This window comes from Sporosarcina sp. ACRSL (assembly GCF_022346605.1).
Classification (GTDB): Bacteria; Bacillota; Bacilli; order Bacillales_A; family Planococcaceae; genus Sporosarcina.
This window is the reverse complement of the sequence record NZ_JAKRNT010000003.1, coordinates 175554-197943: the sequence shown is the minus strand read 5'-3', so window position 1 is coordinate 197943 and position 22390 is coordinate 175554. Positions and strand designations below refer to the sequence as shown.

At 42.6% G+C, this 22390-nt stretch carries 19 protein-coding genes; 9 read left to right on the top strand and 10 right to left on the bottom strand.

Features of this window, described 5'->3' with window-relative positions:
• Positions 1-54 precede the first annotated feature (54 nt).
• The gene (locus tag MHZ92_RS06145; RefSeq protein WP_239430703.1) at positions 55-552 is read right to left on the bottom strand and encodes a hypothetical protein; all 498 of its coding nucleotides are present in this window, start codon (positions 550-552) and stop codon (positions 55-57) included.
• Between the two features lie 220 nt (positions 553-772).
• Entirely contained in the window at positions 773-1423 is a 651-nt protein-coding gene (locus MHZ92_RS06140; protein WP_239430702.1) for a CPBP family intramembrane glutamic endopeptidase, read from the bottom strand.
• 184 nt (positions 1424-1607) lie between these two features.
• On the opposite strand from MHZ92_RS06140, the gene MHZ92_RS06135 reads away from it, so the two are divergent.
• Positions 1608-1943, top strand: coding sequence for a hypothetical protein (locus MHZ92_RS06135; protein ID WP_239430701.1), 336 nt, complete (start codon positions 1608-1610; stop codon positions 1941-1943).
• 78 nt (positions 1944-2021) lie between these two features.
• Entirely contained in the window at positions 2022-2489 is a 468-nt protein-coding gene (locus MHZ92_RS06130; protein WP_239430700.1) for a DinB family protein, read from the top strand.
• 40 nt (positions 2490-2529) lie between these two features.
• Here MHZ92_RS06130 and MHZ92_RS06125 read toward each other — a convergent pair whose 3' ends face one another.
• The gene (locus MHZ92_RS06125) at positions 2530-3336 is read right to left on the bottom strand and encodes an SMI1/KNR4 family protein (protein ID WP_239430699.1); all 807 of its coding nucleotides are present in this window, start codon (positions 3334-3336) and stop codon (positions 2530-2532) included.
• Positions 3337-3368: 32 nt separating this feature from the next.
• A complete protein-coding gene (locus MHZ92_RS06120) occupies positions 3369-4208 on the bottom strand; it encodes a TetR/AcrR family transcriptional regulator (protein WP_239430698.1) in 840 nt (279 codons plus the stop codon).
• 98 nt (positions 4209-4306) lie between these two features.
• On the opposite strand from MHZ92_RS06120, the gene MHZ92_RS06115 reads away from it, so the two are divergent.
• The 3 genes from MHZ92_RS06115 (at position 4307) to MHZ92_RS06105 (ending at position 11584) form a co-directional block, all read left to right on the top strand.
• Entirely contained in the window at positions 4307-7393 is a 3087-nt protein-coding gene (locus MHZ92_RS06115; protein WP_239430697.1) for an efflux RND transporter permease subunit, read from the top strand.
• A 764-nt stretch (positions 7394-8157) separates the two neighbouring features.
• The gene (locus MHZ92_RS06110; protein ID WP_239430696.1) at positions 8158-9156 is read left to right on the top strand and encodes an AAA family ATPase; all 999 of its coding nucleotides are present in this window, start codon (positions 8158-8160) and stop codon (positions 9154-9156) included.
• Positions 9157-9175: 19 nt separating this feature from the next.
• Positions 9176-11584 (top strand): S8 family peptidase, encoded by a 2409-nt coding sequence (locus MHZ92_RS06105; RefSeq protein WP_239430695.1) that lies wholly within the window; start codon positions 9176-9178, stop codon positions 11582-11584.
• A 240-nt stretch (positions 11585-11824) separates the two neighbouring features.
• Here the strand turns inward: MHZ92_RS06105 and MHZ92_RS06100 are convergent, their stop codons facing one another.
• A complete protein-coding gene (locus MHZ92_RS06100) occupies positions 11825-12991 on the bottom strand; it encodes a solute carrier family 23 protein (protein WP_255723404.1) in 1167 nt (388 codons plus the stop codon).
• A 497-nt stretch (positions 12992-13488) separates the two neighbouring features.
• On the opposite strand from MHZ92_RS06100, the gene MHZ92_RS06095 reads away from it, so the two are divergent.
• Positions 13489-15306, top strand: coding sequence for a mechanosensitive ion channel (locus MHZ92_RS06095; protein ID WP_239430694.1), 1818 nt, complete (start codon positions 13489-13491; stop codon positions 15304-15306).
• A gap of 226 nt (positions 15307-15532) precedes the next feature.
• Here MHZ92_RS06095 and MHZ92_RS06090 read toward each other — a convergent pair whose 3' ends face one another.
• The 5 genes from MHZ92_RS06090 to MHZ92_RS06070 form a co-directional block, all read right to left on the bottom strand.
• Positions 15533-16165, bottom strand: coding sequence for a response regulator transcription factor (locus MHZ92_RS06090; protein WP_239430693.1), 633 nt, complete (start codon positions 16163-16165; stop codon positions 15533-15535).
• Positions 16140-17186: a sensor histidine kinase gene (locus MHZ92_RS06085; RefSeq protein WP_239430692.1), complete on the bottom strand. Its 1047-nt coding sequence runs from the start codon at positions 17184-17186 to the stop codon at positions 16140-16142. The genes MHZ92_RS06090 and MHZ92_RS06085 overlap by 26 nt, the downstream gene beginning before the upstream one ends.
• Positions 17183-17884 (bottom strand): cell wall-active antibiotics response protein LiaF, encoded by a 702-nt coding sequence (gene liaF / locus MHZ92_RS06080; protein WP_239430691.1) that lies wholly within the window; start codon positions 17882-17884, stop codon positions 17183-17185. Before liaF ends, MHZ92_RS06085 begins: the two co-directional genes overlap by 4 nt.
• 105 nt (positions 17885-17989) lie before the next feature.
• Positions 17990-18628 carry a PspA/IM30 family protein gene (locus MHZ92_RS06075; protein WP_239430690.1) on the bottom strand — a complete coding sequence of 213 codons (639 nt, stop codon included), beginning with the start codon at positions 18626-18628 and terminating at the stop codon, positions 17990-17992.
• A 13-nt stretch (positions 18629-18641) separates the two neighbouring features.
• On the bottom strand, positions 18642-18995 hold the full coding sequence (locus tag MHZ92_RS06070) for a lmo0954 family membrane protein (protein WP_239430689.1): 354 nt from the start codon (positions 18993-18995) through the stop codon (positions 18642-18644).
• A 199-nt stretch (positions 18996-19194) separates the two neighbouring features.
• Here MHZ92_RS06070 and MHZ92_RS06065 point away from each other — a divergent pair, with 199 nt between their 5' ends.
• Genes MHZ92_RS06065 through MHZ92_RS06055 form a run of 3 tightly spaced genes read left to right on the top strand, consistent with a single transcriptional unit; the run spans position 19195 to position 22305 of the window.
• The gene (locus MHZ92_RS06065) at positions 19195-20343 is read left to right on the top strand and encodes a thiolase family protein (protein WP_239430688.1); all 1149 of its coding nucleotides are present in this window, start codon (positions 19195-19197) and stop codon (positions 20341-20343) included.
• Between the two features lie 27 nt (positions 20344-20370).
• Positions 20371-21141 carry a 3-hydroxyacyl-CoA dehydrogenase gene (locus MHZ92_RS06060; RefSeq protein WP_239430687.1) on the top strand — a complete coding sequence of 257 codons (771 nt, stop codon included), beginning with the start codon at positions 20371-20373 and terminating at the stop codon, positions 21139-21141.
• A 15-nt stretch (positions 21142-21156) separates the two neighbouring features.
• Positions 21157-22305 carry an acyl-CoA dehydrogenase family protein gene (locus MHZ92_RS06055; RefSeq protein ID WP_239430686.1) on the top strand — a complete coding sequence of 383 codons (1149 nt, stop codon included), beginning with the start codon at positions 21157-21159 and terminating at the stop codon, positions 22303-22305.
• Positions 22306-22390 lie beyond the last annotated feature (85 nt).

Sequence of the window (22390 nt, the reverse complement as noted above, 5' to 3'; positions counted from 1 at the left end):
CCCTCTTTTATGATTAAATCAACCATTTGACACCTTCAATCCCTTTATCGCCCTCTATTTAAAACCTTCACCATACAAGTATGAATCGATAACTTCAATATAACTTGGATAATGGCCATTTTCATCCACACTAAATTTTACTAAGAGGTAGCCGCCAGTTGATCCATCACCAAACGGCATAAAAGCCCATTCATGTGTAAGTATTTGTGCATCTTCCTGAATAAAGTTCATCTCGCCAGATAAGGATTCGTAAGGAATCAAGTGTGAATACTCAATAAGATCTATGATTACATCTTGTTTTGTACCTGCGTATCCCGTTAGTGCTAGTTCATCGCTAGAATACATTGGGAAGTCCTTTTCTGCAGCATCGGCCAATTGTAATTCACTAATTGCAGTACGTAGCTGTGCCTCTAAGTTGGAATTTTCTTTTAAAGTACTATTTATCATACGGTTGCTTTCTTTTAGTTGTTTTTGATAGGTCAAGTTATAGTACGTTAACACACAAACAGTTATTGTAAGTAAAATAAGTAGCGCATTTTTAATTGTTTGCAAAGGCATTCCTTCTCTCTAAAAGTGGATTGATCTTAAGGTATATACATCTCAGCAAGCAAATGTTTTTCAAATAATCACCACTTAGTTTTGAATTGTCGTATAATTGATTGTTAAAAAGTGTGGCTGAAAATTTCGCAGCCACACTCTCTTGTTGGAATATCTTGTTGTTTTCTTAATCCTATCATATTGGCTAAAAATTACTATTGGGAAATCGTCGCGGTCAATAAAAATAAAGCACATAAACCCCGATGAGTAAAATACCGACATCCGCAAACATATGGATGATCCAGGACGGCAGGATGGTGTGGCTTTTTTCATTCACAAGCTGAAAGATCAGGCCGCCTGCCCAGAGGCCCCCGACAGCGAGTAATAAAATCGGCAATGTGAACCAAGGTAAGAAGATGGCGATATGGTAAACGGCGAAAAAGAAGGGTGGTAGGATGAACCGCATTTTTGACTGGCCGAATAAGCTTGGCAGCAATCCGCGAAAAAAGAATTCTTCGATGACTGAGTTTCCAATCAAGATGTAAAGCGCGATGAACGGGAAGACTCTAGGTGTAATGCCGGATTGCAGCAAATCGTCCCGCAAGGAAGCGATGTCGATATGCGTTTGCAATAAAAGGAAAGCACCGATGATGAGCACCATGATCGATATTCCTAAAATGAAAGCAAGTTGTACGCTCTTTCGATCCGCATTTCGAAACCGGAGAAATGGAAATCTTGTCGCACGGAAAAGAATCAAAGGAATTGCAAGAAATAGTATGACCTTCGCGACTGTTTTAACTCCATATGAAACGCCTACACTTTGCTCAATCCATAACAAAAGCAAAATGCTCAAAACAGGGAAAGCAGCTCCGAACCATTTTTGCATACAATCACCCCGCGAGATTCTCCATTAATTTCTATGTTGTTTTGACGAAAAAAAAAGATTGATGTTCCCTTTGCAAATTATTTCGAAAAAATAGGTTTATACTTCGTGGAGAACGGGAATAGAATAAAACTACTTCTCACCTTGCGGGACTCCGTGTTGAAAGAGAGAAAAAGGAGGAATCCATATGACGATCGTTGATGGTAAATATCCGAATAAAAAGGACTTGGAACCGAAGATCCTATATCCTGGAAAAGGTGTGGGACCGGCGTATGAACTGCCTTTGGCGGACCCTGCCGACTCGAACTGGACACATGAATTCCGTAAAAACGCTCAAGACCATACAGGCAAGGAAGATCCATCTGCTTATAGTGAAAATAAGCCGCTTGTCAATGAATTCCAAGTGATGGATAATGAGATGTCTGCTGATGCGCAACCGAATGAAAATCGGGAATTCAACAGCATGACCCGTGAAAGATGGAACAGCCAAAAGAGAAATGATAAACCGATAGATCTAACATAAAGTGGACTCCCGAAAGCGGATGTCCGCTTTTTCTTTTTCACCCCTTTTTAGTATGATGAAGAAGAGGGGGAGAGGGAAATGGAAACAATTGAACAATTGAAGTTTGCAAGAATCTATACGATGGGGCGTTTATCACAAGTGAAGGATGATGCATGGGATAAGCAACCGACTGGATTCAATAATACAATCCGTTGGAATGTCGGGCATATCTACTGTTCTTTGGAAGATTTTACGGCTCAAGTTTTACCATCCTATGTACCACATCACCAAGAGTGGCAAACATTATTTGATAGGGGAACGAGCCCGGCAACGTGGGAAGGTCAAGTCCCTTCGAATGATGAATTGGTAACTGCTCTACAGGAACAGATGCCGCGCATCGTTGAAGCGTTGGAAGGCAAGCTCGATCAGGAACTGCCTGAGCCACTCAAAATTGGTAAAATGTTAACGATGGGGACGGTCGATGCCGTTATTCAATTTGCTTTATGGCATGAGGGTGTTCATGCAGGTGTCATTCATGGGTTGAATCGGGCGATTGGAAATAATTAAATATACTAAAAGACGAATGTCATCCAATCGACATTCGTCTTTATGTTTTATTCGCTATTTCGTCTTTGATAAAACCGGTATATACACGAATAGATTCACTTGGATCTTCTGAAATTAGACGAAGCAGATCGTTGTACAAGTCATTTACCTGGACATCGTCGTTTGCAATTAAATTTAGGAATTCTGATGCCACTGCTTCCCTGATAGCTAACTCTTTATGTTGAATGAATTTACTATAACTCTTCAATACAAAATCTTGGCTGTAAGAGTAAGACATCATATGAATTAATTCAATGCACCTAGCAATATCTCCTTTCGCAAATTCCTCGAGTACTTCTTCTTCTGTGTATGAAGGCATATAGTCATACGCTACTTCGATATCTCCGTAGCTACTACCCGTATCCTCGATTGAAAATAATCCACTCACAAACACATCAAAATCTGGAGCTAATTCAAAGAGTTGATCACGTTCTGTATCGATAAAGACTACCGGGGGATTCTCATTCTTCTGCCGATAATCCAGTGCAATCCAAGAATGTCCATCGCCATCAAGTAACAGTATGTCATTTGGAAGGTTCCATTCATGAATGAAATAATCACTTTCAAGTATCCCGTTTTCTTCGCCGACACCCCGTATAGCCTCAATCTTTACGAAATCTCCCCAGTCTGTAATCTGAGGTGAGGGGTACGCATTAAAGGCGATTGTTCCACCGTTTTGTTCCAGGATAATCTTTTTATAGGTCTCTGGCAGACGTATGGAAAGTCGGTATTCAACCTCTTCTATATCATTTAAAGTTACAGGGTTCAACTTCCAAATATCGTTCTCAACTTTCCTCCAAATGTTCATACAACCAACCCCTTTTAAACAAAAACTTTAAATTATTTCATTCCAAAATGCTTCCTCAACAAGTAAGCAACCCATTTACAATGCGGATGGTGCTGGATGTTCTCCAACAACCCCTTTACAATCGCTGGATGTAATGAAGGTTCTAACAGCTCTTGCTTCAACAGGCTCAACGAATCTTTTTCAATCGAATCTTCTATGTCTTCGATGTTCTTTTCTATCATTTCAACCATTCCTTCTAATGAAAGGTTTTCATTCATGAGGGGTTGATCGATCATTTCGATCAGTTCATCGGAAATGAAGGAAATTGTCATGTTCTTGGCTAGTAGATTCGTCTTTTCGACGAGGGACCGAACGAGTAAATCCAAATCAATCGGTAATTTATAAAGTAAGAATAATTCCGAGTAGGTACTCATAAATCCTTTGATGATGAATAATAAATCGTATTTCAGCTCATTAGACCGTTCGCCGTATAATCGTTCAATTAATGATAAAATCACTTTTTCAATAGATTTATTGTAATTATGGAGTTTCGTGAAAAGCTCTTCGTTGAATGATTGCAAAGGTTCCTTCATGAGGAACTTAGCAAAATCAGAATGTTTATTGAACGACTCGAATGTCGTGTAGTAAAAGTTGTATAGCAGTTTTTTCTTGTTCTCTTCACGATTGACCACATAGTCAATGTCGGCTGAAAACGCTCTCATGAAGTGGTCAATCAATGCGACGATCAATTCGTCTTTCGACTTGAATGATAAATAGAAGGCACCTTTGGAAATGCCGCAATGGTCTGTTATTTGTTGGACAGACGTCGCCTCAAATCCTTGTTTTGCAAAAAGCTCCAATGCCTTTTCCATAATTAGTTGTTTTTTTGTCATATATTTGAATCTCTCCATTGCTAATTCTTGACAATTGACCGGTTGGTCATTAGTATAAATAATTGAGTGTAAACTGTCAATATAGGGAAGGTGTCAGGGTGAAAGGGTTAGTCAATTTTGTATTAAAGAATAAACTAGCAGTATGGCTACTTACTATTATTATTACGGTGTCAGGCGTTTATTCAGCTACGCAAATGAAAACAGAAACGCTGCCGGATATTTCGATACCGTACTTAATGGTCATGGGTGTCTATCCGGGTGCAACTCCAGAGCAAGTGATGGAGGAAGTCTCGATACCGATCGAGAGGGCGGTAGAAAACTTAGATCATGTGAAGTCTGTCTACTCCAATTCATATTCCAATATGTCTAGCATTCAAGTGGAATATGAGTACGGCATTGATATGGATGAAGCGAAACGGGCCTTAGCTTCTGCGATGGATTCGTTAACATTGCCGGAAGGCGCACAGGAACCTGTCATTACTGCAATTAGCATGAATATGATGCCTGTCGTTGCGTTAAGTGTGAGCAGTACATCAGAAGATATCGTTGAATTGACGTCCACTGTCGAAGATATTTTACTGCCGAAAATCGAAAAAATTGACGGAGTTGCTTCCGCAACGATTTCGGGTCAGCATATTGAACAAGTCGAGCTTACGTACGACGAGGAGAAAATGGCTGCGCTTGGTTTGCAGGAAGATACTGTGAAACAAATGATCCAAGCGAGCAATATGGAAGTTTCACTCGGTCTCTTTGAATTTGAGGAAGGCGAGCAAGCGGTCGCTGTCGACGGCAAGTTCATGACAATCGATGAGTTGAAGGGCATGCTCATCCCTGTCACGCCGTCAGAGGCGAATCCATCGCCTTTCGTTGAGCTCGGTGAAATTGCAACGATTGAAAAAGTAGGTAAGGTGCAGTCCGTTTCCCGTACAAACGGTGAAAACGCGATTGCGATTCAAATCGTCAAAGGACAGCGGGCGAATACGGTCGATGTCGTAAATGACGTGAAGAAGTTAATGGAAGATGAAGAAAAAGCGATTGAAGGTCTAGTCGTTGACGTATCGCTTGACCAAGGGGAGCCGATCGAACAATCTGTCTCAACGATGGTCGAAAAAGCACTTTTCGGTGGTTTGATTGCTATATTGATCATCCTACTATTTTTGCGTGATATCAAATCGACGATCATTTCGATCGTTTCGATCCCAGTTTCCATTTTCATGGCGCTTATGATCCTTCACTGGATGGATATTACGCTTAATATTATGACGCTTGGTGCCATTACGGTTGCCATCGGTCGTGTCATCGATGACTCGATTGTCGTCGTGGAAAATATATACCGGCGACTGCATTTGAAAACTGAGAAGCTATCAGGCCGTACATTGATTCGTGAAGCGACAATTGAGATGTTCAAACCAATCATGTCTTCCACGCTCGTTACAGTTGCGGTATTTGCACCGCTGATCTTTGTGGGCGGTATGGTCGGAGAGTTGTTCATGCCGTTCGCATTGACGATGTCATTTGCACTTGGTGCTTCATTGCTCGTCGCGATTACAATCGTGCCTGCATTGTCCCATTTTTTATTCAAGAAAAAACTGTATGGCGAAAAGAAGGAAAGTCAGCATAAGGAAGCTGGCAAAATGGCGAATTGGTATAAAGGCGTTTTAAATTGGTCCTTGAATCATAAAGTCATTACATCGATCATTTCCATCGTTCTTTTGGTAGGAAGCTTAGGGCTCATGCCTTTGATCGGCTTCAGTTTCTTAGGCAGTGAAGAAGAAAAAGTCATGTATATTACGTACACGCCTGCAACGGGAGAGCTGATGGAGGAGACATTAGCAAACGTTGAAGCTGTCGAGAAAGAAATGCTGAAGCGCGACGATATCGATATTGTCCAATTATCCGTCACGGAAAGCGGCGATCCGATGACCGCTATGATGGGTGGCGGATCGAACGGTGCGCTTATGTACCTCATCTTTGATCCGGATATGGAAGACTTCCCAGAGGTTCGTTCGGAAATTGAAGACTATGTATTCAACATCGGCCAGTCCGGAGAATGGAAGAGCCAAGATTTCGGTTCCATGGGGATGGCTACAAATGAAATTAGCTACACGTTCTATAGTGAAAATTTAAGCAGCCTGAAGGAAGCTGTCCTACAGGTTGAAGACATCATGGGCAAAAACAAAGGAATTGAAGATGTCTCTTCAAGTGCAGAAGATGCATACGTCCAATACACATTGAAGGCGACACAAGATGAGTTGCTGCAATATGGATTAACGACTGGGCAAATTATTATGATGCTTAACCCGTCCAGGACGCAGGAAGTTCTGACGACAATCGGCAAAGACCGTAATGAGTTGGAAGTTGTCGTGAAGCAGGAACAAGCAGAACAACCAAAATCGATTGATGAAATGCTTGACCAGGAAGTTCCAACAGCATTAGGTACTACAATCAAGCTTTCCGAAATTGTTGAAGTTGTAGAAGGATCGACGTTCAATACGCTAGCGCGAAGCAAAGGGCAATATTATGCCTCGGTTTCAGGTAAGCTGATTGACGCTGATGTTTCCAAAGCGACTTCCGAAGTAGATAAAGCGATTGACGAATTGGATCTTCCGAAAGGTGTAACGGTCGATACGGCGGGTGTCGCAGCTGACATGGAAGAGGCATTTACACAGCTCGGTCTAGCGATGCTTGCGGCTATAGCGATTGTCTACTTCATCCTCGTCGTCACTTTCCGTGAAGGTGTGGCACCGTTTGCGATTCTTTTCTCACTGCCATTTGCAGTCATCGGTTCGTTCGTCGGCTTGCTCATCGCAGGCGAAACGATTTCCGTTCCGGTCATGATGGGTCTTTTGATGTTGATCGGTATCGTCGTCACGAATGCGATCGTACTAGTAGATCGTATTATCCGGATGGAACGTACTGGGCTGAAAATGCGTGATGCTGTATTAGAAGCGGGCGCTACACGTTTACGCCCGATCTTGATGACGGCGATCGCGACAATCGGCGCCCTCATTCCATTAGCAATGGGAACTGGCGGAGGCGGTGGATTGATTTCCAAAGGACTCGGCATCACCGTTATCGGCGGTTTAATCAGCTCCACATTGTTGACGTTGATCGTCGTGCCGATCGTGTATGAAATCTTATCGAAAATGTTCAAGAAGAATCGTTTAGATTTGGAAGAGGATTAATGGTAGAGCAGAAGTAGGGGCTGAAACATTAAGGGTTCGGTTGTTGGGGAGTAAACTTCAAATAACAAACTATTCGGAGACACGATTCACATATGAATTAGTGTCTCTGTTTTTTGTTGCTACATACTTATATGGATTTAATACTGAAGCCTTGGTAAATAATTAATCAGAGCAGCAGGCTACCTAATTATGAATGTTAACGCATATAGCCCTGTAGCCAAATTGTTAGCAAAATGGTAACTAACTGCATTACGGTGAACCGTATCACAAATAGGTAATGGTTAGGTTTAAAATATAATCCCTTCATAAGAAGAGGGACTGGTTTAGTGTCATTATGTAGGCTTGGATCTGTTGGATCCAAGTCTTTCTCTGGAAGATGAGCAATAAAGGAAAAGTAAATATTCTTTAGTTCCTTTTTATTTGTTTTCTTATATAACTCCTTTTAAAACTATCCAACTCTAATAAGCTGTCATTTTATACGTGTCACCTTTACTTAGTTAAAGATTTCGATTAACTTATTATTAAGGAGAGATGCCCTTATCCTGTGCTTTATTATTAGGATTTACATATAATAAGCATAACAGTTTCATGTTTTATCAATCATTTTGTGGAGAAAATGATTAGTTTCGAAAGAAAAGGTGAAAAGTAATAATACCATGTCTTTGGTCGTAGTTTGAATTGCAGGTGAATTTAACAATTTCTTATTAACAGAGTATACTGTAAAGAACCAAATTATATTTGAGTTAGAATTGGAGGTGAACAACATGACAACAAATGAAATAATAAAAAAACTATTTATAGCTTTCTCGAAGAAAGATGAAGAGGAATTCTATAGACTTGCCGAAGAACTTATCAATCTGGAGAAACGGAAGAAACATAATATAGTTGCCAAAGAGTTAAAAGAGGCATTGTATGCTACGAGCAATATTCGAATTAATTCGAATAGGCGATTTAAAACAGATGTACCAATTCCAAGAGATAATGATACAGGTTTTCCCTTATTAGAATTAAGGCGTTACAACCATGCTTGGGAAGAATTAATACTTTCGACTAAAACTGATTATGCTTTGAAACAGATTGTGTTAGGTTTTAAATCTCACGAAATTCTTGCTACGTATAATTTAAAGCCAAAGAACAAGATATTATTCTGTGGTATGCCAGGAACAGGGAAGACTTTTTCTGCACAAGTTATAAGTTCTTATTTGGGTATTCCTCTCGTCTATGTAAACTTCGAAGCAATTATTTCCTCTTACCTTGGTGAAACTGCAACAAACCTTAAGAAGGTATTTGATTTTATTTCAAATGGTGTTTGGATTGTTTTATTTGATGAAGTTGATATTATTGGAAAAAACAGAGATGACCAACATGAAACAGGAGAGATTAAGAGAGTGGTGAACAATTTCCTTCAAATGTTAGATAACTTCGAGGGGGACAGTTTAATTATAGCTTCTACTAATCATCCACATATCCTTGACCCTGCAATTTGGCGAAGATTTGATGAAGTAATTAATTTTGAGTTACCAGATCGTTCAGAAAGAGTAAGTTTGCTTAAACTTTATTTAAAGCCAATAAAGAAGGAGAAGGATATTAATATAGAGTTGATAGCTGAGGAAACAGAGGAATTTTCACCATCTGATTTAAAGAGTATGTGTAGAGACGCAATTACCCATGCTATTATAAATGAAAGAGAATCGATTACAATTAGTGATTTGAGATACTCATTAGACCGTTTTAAAGAACGTTTGGCTTTAAGAACTGATTAGTTAACAAGGGGGAGAACTAATGTATGAGCATCTGTCTTTACCACCACACATAGGGGGACTTGAAAGAAGGAAAAGGCAAGGTGGTGGGGGATTTACTATGCCAGAGGGTAGAATTAAACGGGATTATTATAGGGAAGTTAGTGATAAGGCAGGACAGATAACAAGTTCTTTTTCCGAACTTAAAGAAAAGTTTAATGGTAAAGTGGATCCTAATTTGATCTATAGAATCTCAGTTAATCAAAGCGTTGATTACAATCAATTTTCTAAAACACTAAACTCCATGGGTGGAATTACAGTCTTGTCAGTAGCAGAAAATCGTAAAGGTTATTGGGTTGTTTTTTCTAATGACACCGAATTAGAGAGCTTTAAGGATAAATTGGCGCAATATTCAGGAGTGAAAGATGGAAACAAATATGAGTTTTTTCATGTCATAGACTCAATTGAAGACATAACTGTTGAAGATAAGATGGGTAAAAGCCTCACTAAAAACCCAATTAATGAAGGTGCTATAGAATATTTAGATATAGAGCTATGGAGAATGGATAATCAACATATAGATGACTTTATACAACAGCTCAATAATACATATGATAATCGGAGCAAGTTTCGCATATGTGATAGTTTAATAACAAATTCCTTTGCTCTTTTTAGGGTGAAAATTTCTTATGAGATTTTTACAGAAATTATCCAGTTCAAAGAGATTGCGAGAATAGATCGACCTTTTATTCCAACATTTAAACTGAGTGATTATTTTGGACAAGCTGTTGAGGAATTTGATGTCTCTCCTCCAGATGATGAATCGGTAGGTGTGTTAGTTATTGATTCGGGGATAACTTCTAATCATCCATTATTGGAAAAGGCTGTTGGAGATGAGGAAAATTTTCAAGAAGTAGAAAAAGAACTTCAAGATAAAGTTGGACATGGGACAGCTGTCGGAGGGGTAGCTTTATATGGTGATATAAAACAAAGAATCAATGAAGGTATATTTCAACCATCAAATTGGCTATTTTCTGCAAAAGTTATGTATGGAGTAGAAGATTTACGAGGAAACTTCTATCCCGTCTATGACGAGGAAAAACTCTTTGAGAACCAGTTAAATATGGCTGTCAGGAGTTTTCTTAATAATGAAAGTTATAGAATCAAGGTTGTTAATCTATCGTTTGGAAATGCGAATGAATCATTAATGGACAAAAACAATAGACAGTTCCCATTAGCGGCATTATTAGATGAGTTAGCCTATGAATATGAGGATGTTGTGTTTGTTGTATCTGCTGGGAATTCTGATCCAAGAATGATTTATGATGAGTTAGAAGAAATTATTGAAAATTACCCTAATTACTTGGTCGAAAGTGATTATTTTAGAATAATTAATCCAGCTACATCTGCACTTTCTCTAACTGTTGGATCAATAGCTCAAGAAGTGACAATACAAGAACAATCTATGGATGGCCATAAATCTATTTTACATATTCCAATTGCGCAACACCTTGAATCATCTCCATTTACCCGTACTGGATTTGGAATTAACGGAATGGTTAAGCCTGAAGTGGTTCACTATGGTGGAAATATGATATTAAAAAAAGAGTTTGGAAGAATTAATGAAGATAATGGTGGCAAACTCCCTCTGTTATCAAATAACCCTACTGAAAAGCTATTCAATTTTAGTTATGGTACAAGTTTTTCAGCACCAATGATTACCCATATATTAGGTCAGATAGCTAATGAATATCCAGATAAGTCAGCAAACTACTTAAAAAATCTTTTATTACAATCAACAGAAATGATAAAAATTGATGGATTTAATGGAACTGATACTAATAAAGAAAAGTCATTACTAAAAGTTAGAGGATATGGACTACCGAGCTATGATAGGGCTATTTCTTCACTTGATAATAGAGTGTTGTTACTTGATGAGGGAGTTATTGGATTAGATAAGGTACAAGTTTATTCGTTTGATCTGCCACAATTATTTTTTGAAACAAAAGGATATAAACGAATATCTGTTGCTTTAACTTTTGATCCAATTACAAGAATGACAAGAGGTGACAGCTATTTAGGGAATCGTATGCAATTTAAACTCTATCATTCTATTAATCAAAATGTTATAGCTGAAAAATTTGCAGAATATGACTTTTCTGATGATGAAGCTGTTATAGGCGAATTAGATAAATATGAAATTGAATTTAACCCAGGACCAACCATTAGGAATAGTGGATGTCATCAAAAGGGAGTTAAAGAATATAAAAGAGAACCGAAAGCATTACCCAGCTCACCTCTTACCTTAGTAGTCATCAATTCAAATAAGTGGATAGTTGATGAAAATCACCAACAAAATTACTGTATATCAGTAATGGTTGAGCATTCACAAGATATAAAGGTATATTCAGAAATTAGAACTGCAATTCAACAAAGGGTTCGAATTAGATAAGAACCAGGAAAGACAGATGTTTCAACAACATAAATTTTTGAGGACAAGTAAAAGGAGTATCTTAACTACTTTCATTTTGCTTGTCCTCATTAGTATATATAGAACTTTGCTACCTTTAAATTGATACGGCGAACCTTATCATAAGTAAATGATGTTTTGAATGCCTTGCCTTTGCCCGATGGCTTACTTAAAAAAAAGGCCGTTCCACACAAACGTGTTGTGTGGAACGACCTTTTCATATTAACTTTCATTCTTTGTTGTAAAATCAGGTACGAGCCAATAAATGAGCAATCCAGCAATCGTTGCATAGGCGATACCATTTGCGTATCCAACTCCGATGATAAAGATAACTGCGACAATGACCAAATTTTTCATGTTCGACAGATTAACTTTTTCCTCAATGACGTGACGGATCCCCATGCCTGCAATCATACCGAATAACAAGATACAGATGCCGCCCATCACGGCAACTGGAATGGATTGGATAGCGGCTCCAACTTTACCGAACAGACCTAGAAGAATCGCAATAACAGCAGCACCTTGAATGATTCTACTGGAAAATTGGCGTGTGATGGCTAAAACTCCGAGGTTTTCTGCGTAAGTCGTTTGTGCAGGCCCGCCGATGAGCCCTGAGATTAATGTTGCAAGACCATTTCCCCATAAGACGCTTGAAAACCCAGGATCCTTTATTACGTCTTTATCAGTAATTTCTTTTAGTACCAACATATGTCCAAGGTCTTCGATGATAGTAACCAAGGCAATCGGCGCCATCCCGAAGACGACGACCCACGTGAATTCTGGCATTATGAATTGTGGAAGGGCAAACACTGGTGCACTGGCGATGGTACTAAAATCGACTAATCCACGAACCATTGCATAAATATAACCTACTCCTAGACCAATGATGAGCGGGAAAATACGGATCGTCTTAGTACCTGCAAGCGTAGCAAAGATTGCAGCAAGGAGGCTGACGATAGCTACATCCCAATTGATTGCAGCCATGTTGGTCACCGCCGTGGTTGCTAGTGCAAGACCGATGATACTGACTACTGGTCCAACAACAACAGGAGGAATTGCTTTTCGGACTTTGTCAATGCCGACAGATGAAATGATAATGGCAACAATGGCATAAACAATGGAAACAGCGATAAGACCTGCAACTGCTTGACCGGGTGAATTTAACTCTCCTGCATACAATGCTAGAGGAGCAATGAAAGCAAAAGATGAACCTAAATAAGTAGGAACCTTTCCTCGCGTAATTAGATGGAAAATCAATGTTCCTACACCACTGGCAACAAGTGCACTTCCTGGATCAAGACCGGTTAGTGCGGGAACTAAAATTGTCGCACCAAACATCGCAAACAAATGCTGTAATGATAATGGAAACGCTTTCAAAAAACCTTTCAATTATATCCTCCCTCTTTACTGATGTTAGTACATGATATTTCTCCTATTTACTATTTAGAATGAAAGCTAAGGAATAATATTTTGTGTTTACTGTACTTGAAGATTTTGCAAGAAGGGTAAAATACAACTCCTTTCTTTACTAGAAAATATAACCCTCATTTAGATACAACGAGGAGAACCGTACCATAAATTTTGTGAAAAACTAACAGCATCCTCCTATTTGATAGAGAGGTGCTGTTTAGTATCGATGCTTGTTACACGAAAGATTACCTTTACCTTTGCAATGAATTACATTTTATTACTCCAATCAGGATCTTCTAATCAAAGGCCTTATACTTTTTTATGGGAATCGCGAACGAAAAAATGCGTGCACTTAAGCAAAGACTCCCGCGCCCAAAGTCGACATCACAATCAGAATTCAATAGACTAGAAGGTTTAGTTCTCCACGTTTATAGGAATAGCATAACTAGACTACCTAACTGAATGGAGGACGCGGAATGTATAGAGATATGTATGTTGCCAATATGCTAAGTTGGCTGCCTGAATTGATTCTCGGCTTACTCGTCTTGCTGATCGGCTTTTTCATTGCGAAAGCTGTCGAAAACGCGGTGTACAGACGTTTGAAGAAATCGAGGGTCAATGAAAGGCTTGATGTCAAAGAAGGAAAATGGAATGTGGAAAAGATCATCAGTAAAGTGTTCTTCTTCGGAATCCTTCTATTAGCATTCCTTCTCTTCTTTAATATCATGAATGCCTCAATGATTGCCACGCCATTCATGACGATGTATTCGGGAATCGGCGGAGCGGTTCTTGGCATCTTGAAAGCTGGGCTCATTCTACTATTGGCCTGGGTTCTTGCATTGATTGTCAAAAAAGTGATTTTGGCAGTCGGCGGCAAGATGAAATTGAATAAATACGTCGCCAAGGTAGGGGGGTCCCCTGACGCAATCGACAAGTCGAAATGGGTCGAAACGGCAGCGAATATTGCGTTCTATATCATCTTGCTGTTATTTGTACCGGCCATTCTTCATGCGCTCGGCCTGAGTGGCATTAGCGGACCGTTCGAAGGAATGCTTACGAGTTTCATGAATTTCATTCCGAAGCTAGTCGGCGCAGCACTAATATTTGCGGTTGGATGGGTTGTCGCGAATATCGTCCGTACAATCGTAACAAAGCTGCTTGAATCGGTTGGCGTCGATAGATTTGCACATAAGCTGAAATCCACTGCGAGTCCGACCGGGACAAGCATCTCTGGAATCGTCGGCACGATCGTATTCGTTCTCATCATGATTCCGGTGACGGTTTCCGCATTGGAAGTATTAGATCTTGAAGGAATTTCACAACCAGCCATCGCGATGTTGAACGACATTATGACGATGCTGCCGAAAATTGCGGTTGCCATTGTCCTCGTTTTGGTCGGCATTTACTTGGCGAAGTGGGTGAAGGGGATTGTCATCTCCTTATTGGATAATCTCGGCATCAACTCGATTTCCAGAAAGATCGGTGTGCGTTCGAGCGCAACAATGCCGACGTTCTCTCAAATTATCGGTACGATTGTCCAAGTCGTTATCATTTTGTTGTTCGTCGTTGAAGCACTTCAAATTCTCGACCTGAACTTCATGGTGACACTCGCAACCGCCATATTTGCATACTTGCCAATGGTAGTAGCGGCAGTTGTCATTTTGGCGATTGGGTTCTGGCTCGCAAATCTAGCCGAGAAATTTGTCGGCAGCATCATGACGACACAAACAGGCAAACCTCACGTATTGCGATACGTAGCGAAATATGCGATTTTAGCGTTCGCATTCTTCATGGCATTGAGCCAGCTCGGCATTGCTCCAGCAATTATTAACGCGGCATTCATCCTCATCCTTGGAGGTGTCGCATTAGCGTTCGGCTTGGCCTTCGGATTAGGCGGACGTGAGCACGCTGCCCGATATTTATCGAAAATGGAAAGCAGTTTGCAAAATGCGGATGTTTCCAAAGAGAAGTGGGAACAGGAAAAGAACGAAATGAAGAGGGAGGCAAGACAATCCGTGAATAAAGCTCAAAATGCGGTTGATCAAACAGCGAAGCAACATGAAGCGCCCACAATGAGAAATGGCAGAGACTATCCGAATGAGCGGGATTATGAACCACGAACAGGCAACTTGCCTTCGGATGAGCTGCCATTATCCGACCCAGCAGATTCAAATATGACGGATGCGTTCGAGGACCATGATCCGACAAGAACGAACGAAGCAAATAAAGACGGCTATAATGATACTGATCCGGGTGAAGACTACCCGTTTGATCCGAATCGCGGTAATCGATAAACGTAAAACTGCCCCATCCATCGGACATCCGGTGGTGGGGTAGGTTTTTTATTGTTTATTGTAATTCATGTCGTCATGAAAGGAAGTTATACGTATCTTTCAACTTGTTTTGCGCAACTTCAAGTCAGTTATGGCGCAAACTCCGCAAGTTATGCGCAACTTCAGCCCAGATATGCGCAGCTTTTACATAGTTATGCTCATTTTGTGACCTTTGACCTAATACATTTCATTCCACAAGATTATTCTTAAACGCATAAATTACCGCTTGCGTTCGATCCTGCACTTCAAGCTTCGACAAAAGATTGCTCACATGCGTTTTCACAGTCTTCAACGCGATAAATAAGTCGTCAGCGATCTCCTGATTTGTTTTCCCTTTTGCTAATAAAAGAAGGATCTCCAATTCCCGCTCTGTCAGCTCGTCATGGAGTTGGCGCCCGTTGCCAGAACGCATCTTCTGCATCATTTTCGACGTCACTTCAGGCTCCAATACAGTTTGCCCCTTCAACGTTTCGCGGATAGCTTCCGCAATCCGTTTAGCATTCGAAGTCTTCAATATGTAGCTGATCGCGCCGGCTTCGAGTGCGGGATACACTTTGTCATCATCAAGGAAACTCGTGACGATGACGATTTTCGCTTCGGGCCATTGCTTGATGATTTCAGCAGTTGCCTCAGCACCGTTCATTTCCGGCATGACCATATCCATCAAAATGATGTCAGGTCGCAATGCGAGCGCCTTTTCGACAGCTTCCTTCCCGTTGACCGCTTCGCCGACCACTTCCATGTCCGGCTGGGTCTGTAAATACGCGGACACGCCAATCCGCACCATTTCATGATCATCCGCCAATAGAATCCGAATCATCCGGTTCATCCCCCTTTTTGATAGGCAGCTTCACTTCCACAATCGTACCTTGCGAAGGGACCGAAACGATTTTGCATGTGCCGCCGATTTCAATCGCCCGTTCCTTCACGTTTTGCAATCCATATGAACCGCCTTTACTATCTGATTCCTCGAAGCCGACCCCATTATCTTGCACGCGGAAAATGGCGAGGTCGTCCCGTTCGACGAAAAGGACATTGACTTCCGTTGCCTGCGCATGGCGCAACGTATTCGACAACGTTTCCTGCGCAATGCGGAATAAATGATCCTCCGCTCCTTTAGACAAAGATACTTCCTCGAGTCGATAGCGGATATCAAACGAGACTTTCTCTTTTAATTCAACTAACAGATCTTCAAGACCTTCTGCAAGTGATTTATCATTCAAGGCGGCAGGGCGCAAATGAAGCAGCAATGCCCTCATCTCAAGCTGAGCCTGTTGCACCATCCGCTCCACTTGAAAAAGCGGCTTTTGCATATTCTGTTCGTGCTCCTGCTCGTTGATGGCAGACATGAGCATCGAAGCGGCAAACAACTGCTGGGAAACCGAATCATGGAGTTCTCGAGCGAGCCGTTGCCGTTCCTGTACAATCTGCTCTTGTATTAATTTTTCTTGCGCTTCCGCACGTTCATCTGTAATTCGCTGTAAGCTTTTTCGCTGCGTCATCAAAATATTGGAGACGTCTTCAAGCGTTCTATCAATCTTCGGGGAAAATGATTTCGTGATTTTCACAATCTCTTCATTTTGAATCAATCCCGTTAGCTGTTGTTCAATCACCTTTTCCCTTGACCGGCCAATACCGCCCATCCAGCCTGCAATAGCAGTACCTAACGCAATGCAAGTGAAAATGATCCAAACGCCTAAAGGCACGTTCGCATATTGGATGCCGTAAAAGATTAACCAACTTTCACTTAACGGGACGTCAATGAGCGAGTAAAAATAAAGTGCAGCAATTGCTATGAAAATAAGGGACAGAAAGAGGCTGCGGCCAAAGAAGTTCTTCATTTCCGCACCACCTCAATATCCCCAATCCACGTAGATAGGGAGATGATCAGCTCTGCCCGATCCCCGATGTCCGTATCATAGCCTTCTTTATAATGAAGCGTTTCATTGATCATCCGCTTCGGACTGATGTCAAGAATCCGCGCTTCGCCAAACAAGGTAGTGTAATGGATGCGGACAGGAATTTCGTAAGGCAGGTCAACTTTGATCCGCCCGAATCCTTGTCGAATCGCAATGAATGATGTCCCTTTCGGAAGGACTGTGTCGGTCACATCGACGTGAATGTCCCCGAAAAAGCCTTGGATTTGTACGTCTTCCCATTCATATGAGGAGAAGGGGGAAGCCTGGACGGAAAACAATTTGTTTTTCCAAATGCCGTTCGGCGTCTCTTTTTGAAACTCTTTCAGCGGACGCATCATCTGCTCCGCAGGCATCCCTTTCCATAAGTGATATAAAACGTAAATGAACCCGGCCAACAATAACAGGCGCAAGCTCCACAACGTCATCAACGCCATAACGATGAAGAAAAGACCTAAGAAGGTCATCCATTTTGAACGCTTCTTGAATCCGAAATATGCGAATCCGGCACCGAGAAGGAGGAAGATGATATTGCCATTCGAAAGGAAAGTGGACTCAATGAAAAAGAGCGCAAGAAAAGCCACAACCCAAAACGTCATCTTATTCGTATCCATTTGATTCATTGTAATGCCCCCTTCTTGATGTCAGATGGAAGAGGGAAGGCGAGATACCTTCCCATTTTAAATGTTAGTGATCATAAATCTCTGCAAGTGATATCTACTTCTATTTTACACAACTTCGTTAGTAGATGCGGCATTTTTTTCTAGTAATTCCAATCTACGTTCCATCGAGGATACTTCATGCTCACGATTAATCTTACCACCAAGATTTTCAATATACGAATTCATTTCATCAACGCTTGAAAGTTGCTTGTCGCCAGTTTCGGGGGAGATGAATTGGTCCATGTGGCGATGGGCGCGTGTGACGTTTTCTTTCCCCATCAATTGAAGCTGGCGGACTTTCATATCTTTCACTTTATGTTTCATTTCCTCAAATTTCCGCTCCAAGGCGAACAATTCTTGCGCGGCTTCGGCAATGCTTCTCGCCAATTCGTTTGAACGCGTCTCATATGCACGGACTTCATCTTGCGCGAACGCGACTAAATCTTCTTCGCCTGTCGACTGGGCGAGCTCCAATTGACGACGGCGTTTTTCGAGCATCGTTTCAGCTTCCGTGAACTCCTTTTCAAGTTCAACTTTCAACTTCCCTTGACGCTCCAACAACTTGCCAACAGCTTCAGTTTGTTTCTCCGCTTCCTTGACGTACTGGTTCAACATCGCAATCGGATTTTTCGCTTCCTTTTTATCTAGCGCAGCATGCAAATCCGCTTGCACCGTATATTTCAATCTGTTCCATAATGTACTCATTGTAGTTTCCTCCTTATTTTGTGATTTCATCCCATTGACGTTCGAAGTTCACGAACGGATCGTCGGAATACTTTGCTTCAATTACATTGTCATTCGGGCGTTCATTCCAATTACGCCATACGTAGTAGACACCGAGCAATGCGATGATGCCGATGAACGCAGGCACATTTGAAACGGCTGTCACCAATCCGATGACCAACACGATTCCCCAAAACACCTTCAAGAATGTCGAATCAGTCTTCCTGTAATAATGGAACCCTGCAAAAGCAATCGCACCGGAAATGGCTAGCGCCAAAATTGACCCTAAGTTTGCGAGAACAACGATCGCTGCCACTATACCGAGTGTCACAAGACCAAATTTTTTCATATTGTTGTTCCTCCTTTCGTTGTATCTACATCTTACAATGTGTTTCGTTTCATCCAAACGGGCGCAATGCGGATTTCCGTCTACGACTTGAGACCGATTCCTACCTAGAACCGTTGAAAACGCTATGGATATTGGGATCGCTTTCCTGTAAGCTATAACTATACGAACTATCAATCAATTCAGAGAATGGGGTGCCGATATGAGGGAAGTTGTCATTGTCGAAGGGGTGCGAACCGCGGTAGCGAGACGGAAAGGCGGTTATTCGGAATATCGACCGGATGAGCTGGCGGCTGTCGTTCTCGAAGAACTGATTACACGCGCGGGAATCGATAAAGGAGATGTGGAGGATGTCATTCTCGGCTGTGTCACGCAGTCGGGTGAACAAGGGGGCAATATTGCGCGGACAGCAGCTTTGATTGCAGGGTTTCCTATCCACGTTCCGGGCGTCACAATCGACCGCCAATGCGGATCGAGTCAGCAGGCGGTCCACTTTGCTTCGCAAGCAATTGCAGCAGGGGATATGGACATCGTAGTTGCCGGGGGCGTCGAAAGTATGACAAGGGCGCCGATGTTTTCGAACATGGGGGACGCCAAACCGAGCCCGAAGCTAACGGAAAAGCATGAAATCATCAACCAAGGGCTATCAGCGGAGCGTATTGCGGCAAAATGGGGACTGTCAAGAGAAGAGCTTGATCGCTTCGCGTACGAAAGCCATCAGAAGACAATCCGAGCCATTGAAGAAGGTAAATTCAATGACGAAATCGTGCCGGTTGAGGTGAATCGCGTCGATGGTTCAGTTGAAACCGTCGCGAGGGATGAAGGCCCGCGTCCGGACACAACACCTGAAGCACTTGCGGGACTGAAAACGGTGTTCGATGAAAACGGTGCCATCACCGCAGGAAATGCAAGTCAAATGAGTGACGGAGCGTCCGCTGTCCTGCTCATGTCGAAGGAAAAGGCGGAGGAACTTGGGGTAAGGCCGCTCGCAAGGATTGTCGCCCGTACGGTTGTTGGTTCCGATCCTACATTGATGTTGACGGGTCCGATTGAAGCGACGAAGAAGGTTTTGTTGAAGGCGGGACTGTCAATTGAAGATATGGACGTCTATGAAGTGAATGAAGCATTTGCTCCAGTCCCGCTCGCATGGTTGAGGGAAACAAACGCTGATCCTGAAAAGTTGAACCCGAACGGAGGAGCGATCGCACTTGGCCATCCGCTTGGCGCAACGGGAACGAAATTACTCGTGTCCATGGTGAACGAGTTGCAACGCACGGGCGGAAGATACGGACTGCTCGCCATTTGCGAAGGAATGGGAATGGCAAACGCAACAATTATTGAAAGGTTATAACGTTTTACATAAAGGGGGTACGGACAGATGGAAATGCATGACATTATTGCAATCGTCACCGGAGGCGCTTCCGGTTTAGGGGAAGCAACGACTCGGAGGATTGTTGCGGCTGGGGGTAAAGTCGCTATCTTTGATAGGAACGAAGAACGTGGAAACGCCTTGGTCAACGAGCTAGGGGGAGACCATGTTTTATTCCTGAAGACAGATGTGGCAAGCGCTGAAGATGTGGAAGGGAATGTAGCGGAAGTTTTATCTGTTTTCGGGAAGGTGAATGCCGTCGTCAATTGCGCAGGCATTGCAACGCCCGGAAAAGTCGTGTCAAAAGGAGGACCGATGCTACTTGAGCGTTTTGAGCAAGTGATCCGCGTCAATTTGACGGGCACTTTTAATGTCATCCGTGTCGCAGCTGCCGCGATGATGGAAAACGAGCCGAATGCGGAAGGGGAACGTGGCGTCATCGTGAACACTGCATCCGTGGCCGCATTCGAGGGGCAAATTGGGCAGGCGGCGTATAGTGCATCAAAAGGTGGGGTTGTCGGTATGACATTGCCGATCGCCCGTGAATTCGCCGGATTCGGTATTCGTGTCATGAGTATTGCACCGGGTCTCGTTGAAACACCTCTTTTTGCTGGTCTTCCTGAGCCTGCGCGTAAGGGTCTTGAGGAATTGACGCTATTCCCGAAACGGCTCGGTCGTCCCGAAGAATACGCAAAGCTCGTCGAAAGCATCTTTACAAATCCACTGCTGAACGGGGAAACGATCAGGCTCGACGGAGCAATTCGCATGCAACCGAAATAAGAGGGGGGATTTTGTATGGCGCGCTATCGCTATGAAACAGATGAACATGTCCTATTCAGGGAGACGCTCCGGAAGTTCCTCTCAAAGGAAGCGGTTCCCCATTACGAACAATGGGAGAAGGATCGGCTCATCCCTATCAGCTTTTGGCGAAAGCTCGGGGAAATGGGGTTCCTTTGTCCGCAAGTGGAAGAGCAATACGGAGGTCTCGGTCTCGACTTCAGCTATGGAGTCATTATCGGTGAGGAGATGGAACGTGTCGGCGCGGGGCTAACAGGAGTTGGCCTACATAATGATATCGTCGTTCCGTATATCGAATCGTACGGGACGGAAGAGCAGAAGAAGCGCTGGCTGCCGGGATGCATTACTGCAGATTTTATTACAGCAGTTGCGATGACAGAGCCTGGAACCGGTTCGGATCTCGCCAATATCCGGACGACTGCCATCAAAGACGGGGATCATTATGTCGTGAACGGACAGAAGACGTTTATTACGAATGGCGTGAACGGGAATCTGTTCCTCGTCGTCGTGAAGACGGACCCGAAGGCGGAGCCGAAACATCGGGGGATCAGCTTGCTCATGATTGAGGAGGGGACGCCTGGTTTCACGAAAGGGCGTAAACTTGATAAGGTCGGCATGCATTCGCAAGATACGGCGGAGCTCTATTTCGAGGATTGCCGAGTGCCTGTTGAAAATTTGATTGGCAATGAAGGGAAAGGCTTCAGCTATTTGATGGAAAAGCTCCAGCAGGAAAGGTTGCTCGTTGCGTTATCCGCGCAAATCGCTTCGGAAGATATGCTTGAAATGACGCTCGACTATGTGAAATCGCGGGAGGCGTTCGGCAAGCCGATCGGTTCATTCCAAAATACGCAATTCAAGCTTGCGGAAATCGCGACGAAAGTGGAGCTTGGGAAAACGTTTCTCGAATCGCTCATTGAAGATCATTTGGCCGGCAAGGATGTTGTGTCAAAAGTATCAATGGCGAAATATTGGATCACCGAAACGGCGCGGGAAATTTCCGCGGATTGCATGCAACTGCACGGAGGATACGGTTATATGGAGGAATACAAAATCGCGCGGCGATACCGCGATATCCCGGTCGCTTCGATTTATGCAGGAACGAATGAAATAATGAAGATGATCATAGCTAAGAATATGGGACTATAAAAGGGAATAGCAGGAAGCTTGTCCGCATATGATTGCGTGGATACAAGCGCTTGCTGGGAATGGTTGTACATGCTTCACATTATAA

Excerpts from the sequence above, each read along its gene's own strand:
- liaF (WP_239430691.1), bottom strand. The coding sequence starts at position 17,884 with ATGAATCAAATGGATACGAATAAGATGACGTTTTGGGTTGTGGCTTTT.
- MHZ92_RS06140 (WP_239430702.1), bottom strand. The coding sequence starts at position 1,423 with ATGCAAAAATGGTTCGGAGCTGCTTTCCCTGTTTTGAGCATTTTGCTT.
- MHZ92_RS06055 (WP_239430686.1), top strand. The coding sequence starts at position 21,157 with ATGGCGCGCTATCGCTATGAAACAGATGAACATGTCCTATTCAGGGAG.
- MHZ92_RS06105 (WP_239430695.1), top strand. The coding sequence starts at position 9,176 with ATGTATGAGCATCTGTCTTTACCACCACACATAGGGGGACTTGAAAGA.
- MHZ92_RS06075 (WP_239430690.1), bottom strand. The coding sequence starts at position 18,628 with ATGAGTACATTATGGAACAGATTGAAATATACGGTGCAAGCGGATTTG.
- MHZ92_RS06090 (WP_239430693.1), bottom strand. The coding sequence starts at position 16,165 with ATGATTCGGATTCTATTGGCGGATGATCATGAAATGGTGCGGATTGGC.
- MHZ92_RS06070 (WP_239430689.1), bottom strand. The coding sequence starts at position 18,995 with ATGAAAAAATTTGGTCTTGTGACACTCGGTATAGTGGCAGCGATCGTT.
- MHZ92_RS06125 (WP_239430699.1), bottom strand. The coding sequence starts at position 3,336 with ATGAACATTTGGAGGAAAGTTGAGAACGATATTTGGAAGTTGAACCCT.
- MHZ92_RS06095 (WP_239430694.1), top strand. The coding sequence starts at position 13,489 with ATGTATAGAGATATGTATGTTGCCAATATGCTAAGTTGGCTGCCTGAA.
- MHZ92_RS06135 (WP_239430701.1), top strand. The coding sequence starts at position 1,608 with ATGACGATCGTTGATGGTAAATATCCGAATAAAAAGGACTTGGAACCG.
- MHZ92_RS06120 (WP_239430698.1), bottom strand. The coding sequence starts at position 4,208 with ATGACAAAAAAACAACTAATTATGGAAAAGGCATTGGAGCTTTTTGCA.
- MHZ92_RS06085 (WP_239430692.1), bottom strand. The coding sequence starts at position 17,186 with ATGAAGAACTTCTTTGGCCGCAGCCTCTTTCTGTCCCTTATTTTCATA.
- MHZ92_RS06060 (WP_239430687.1), top strand. The coding sequence starts at position 20,371 with ATGGAAATGCATGACATTATTGCAATCGTCACCGGAGGCGCTTCCGGT.
- MHZ92_RS06065 (WP_239430688.1), top strand. The coding sequence starts at position 19,195 with ATGAGGGAAGTTGTCATTGTCGAAGGGGTGCGAACCGCGGTAGCGAGA.
- MHZ92_RS06130 (WP_239430700.1), top strand. The coding sequence starts at position 2,022 with ATGGAAACAATTGAACAATTGAAGTTTGCAAGAATCTATACGATGGGG.
- MHZ92_RS06110 (WP_239430696.1), top strand. The coding sequence starts at position 8,158 with ATGACAACAAATGAAATAATAAAAAAACTATTTATAGCTTTCTCGAAG.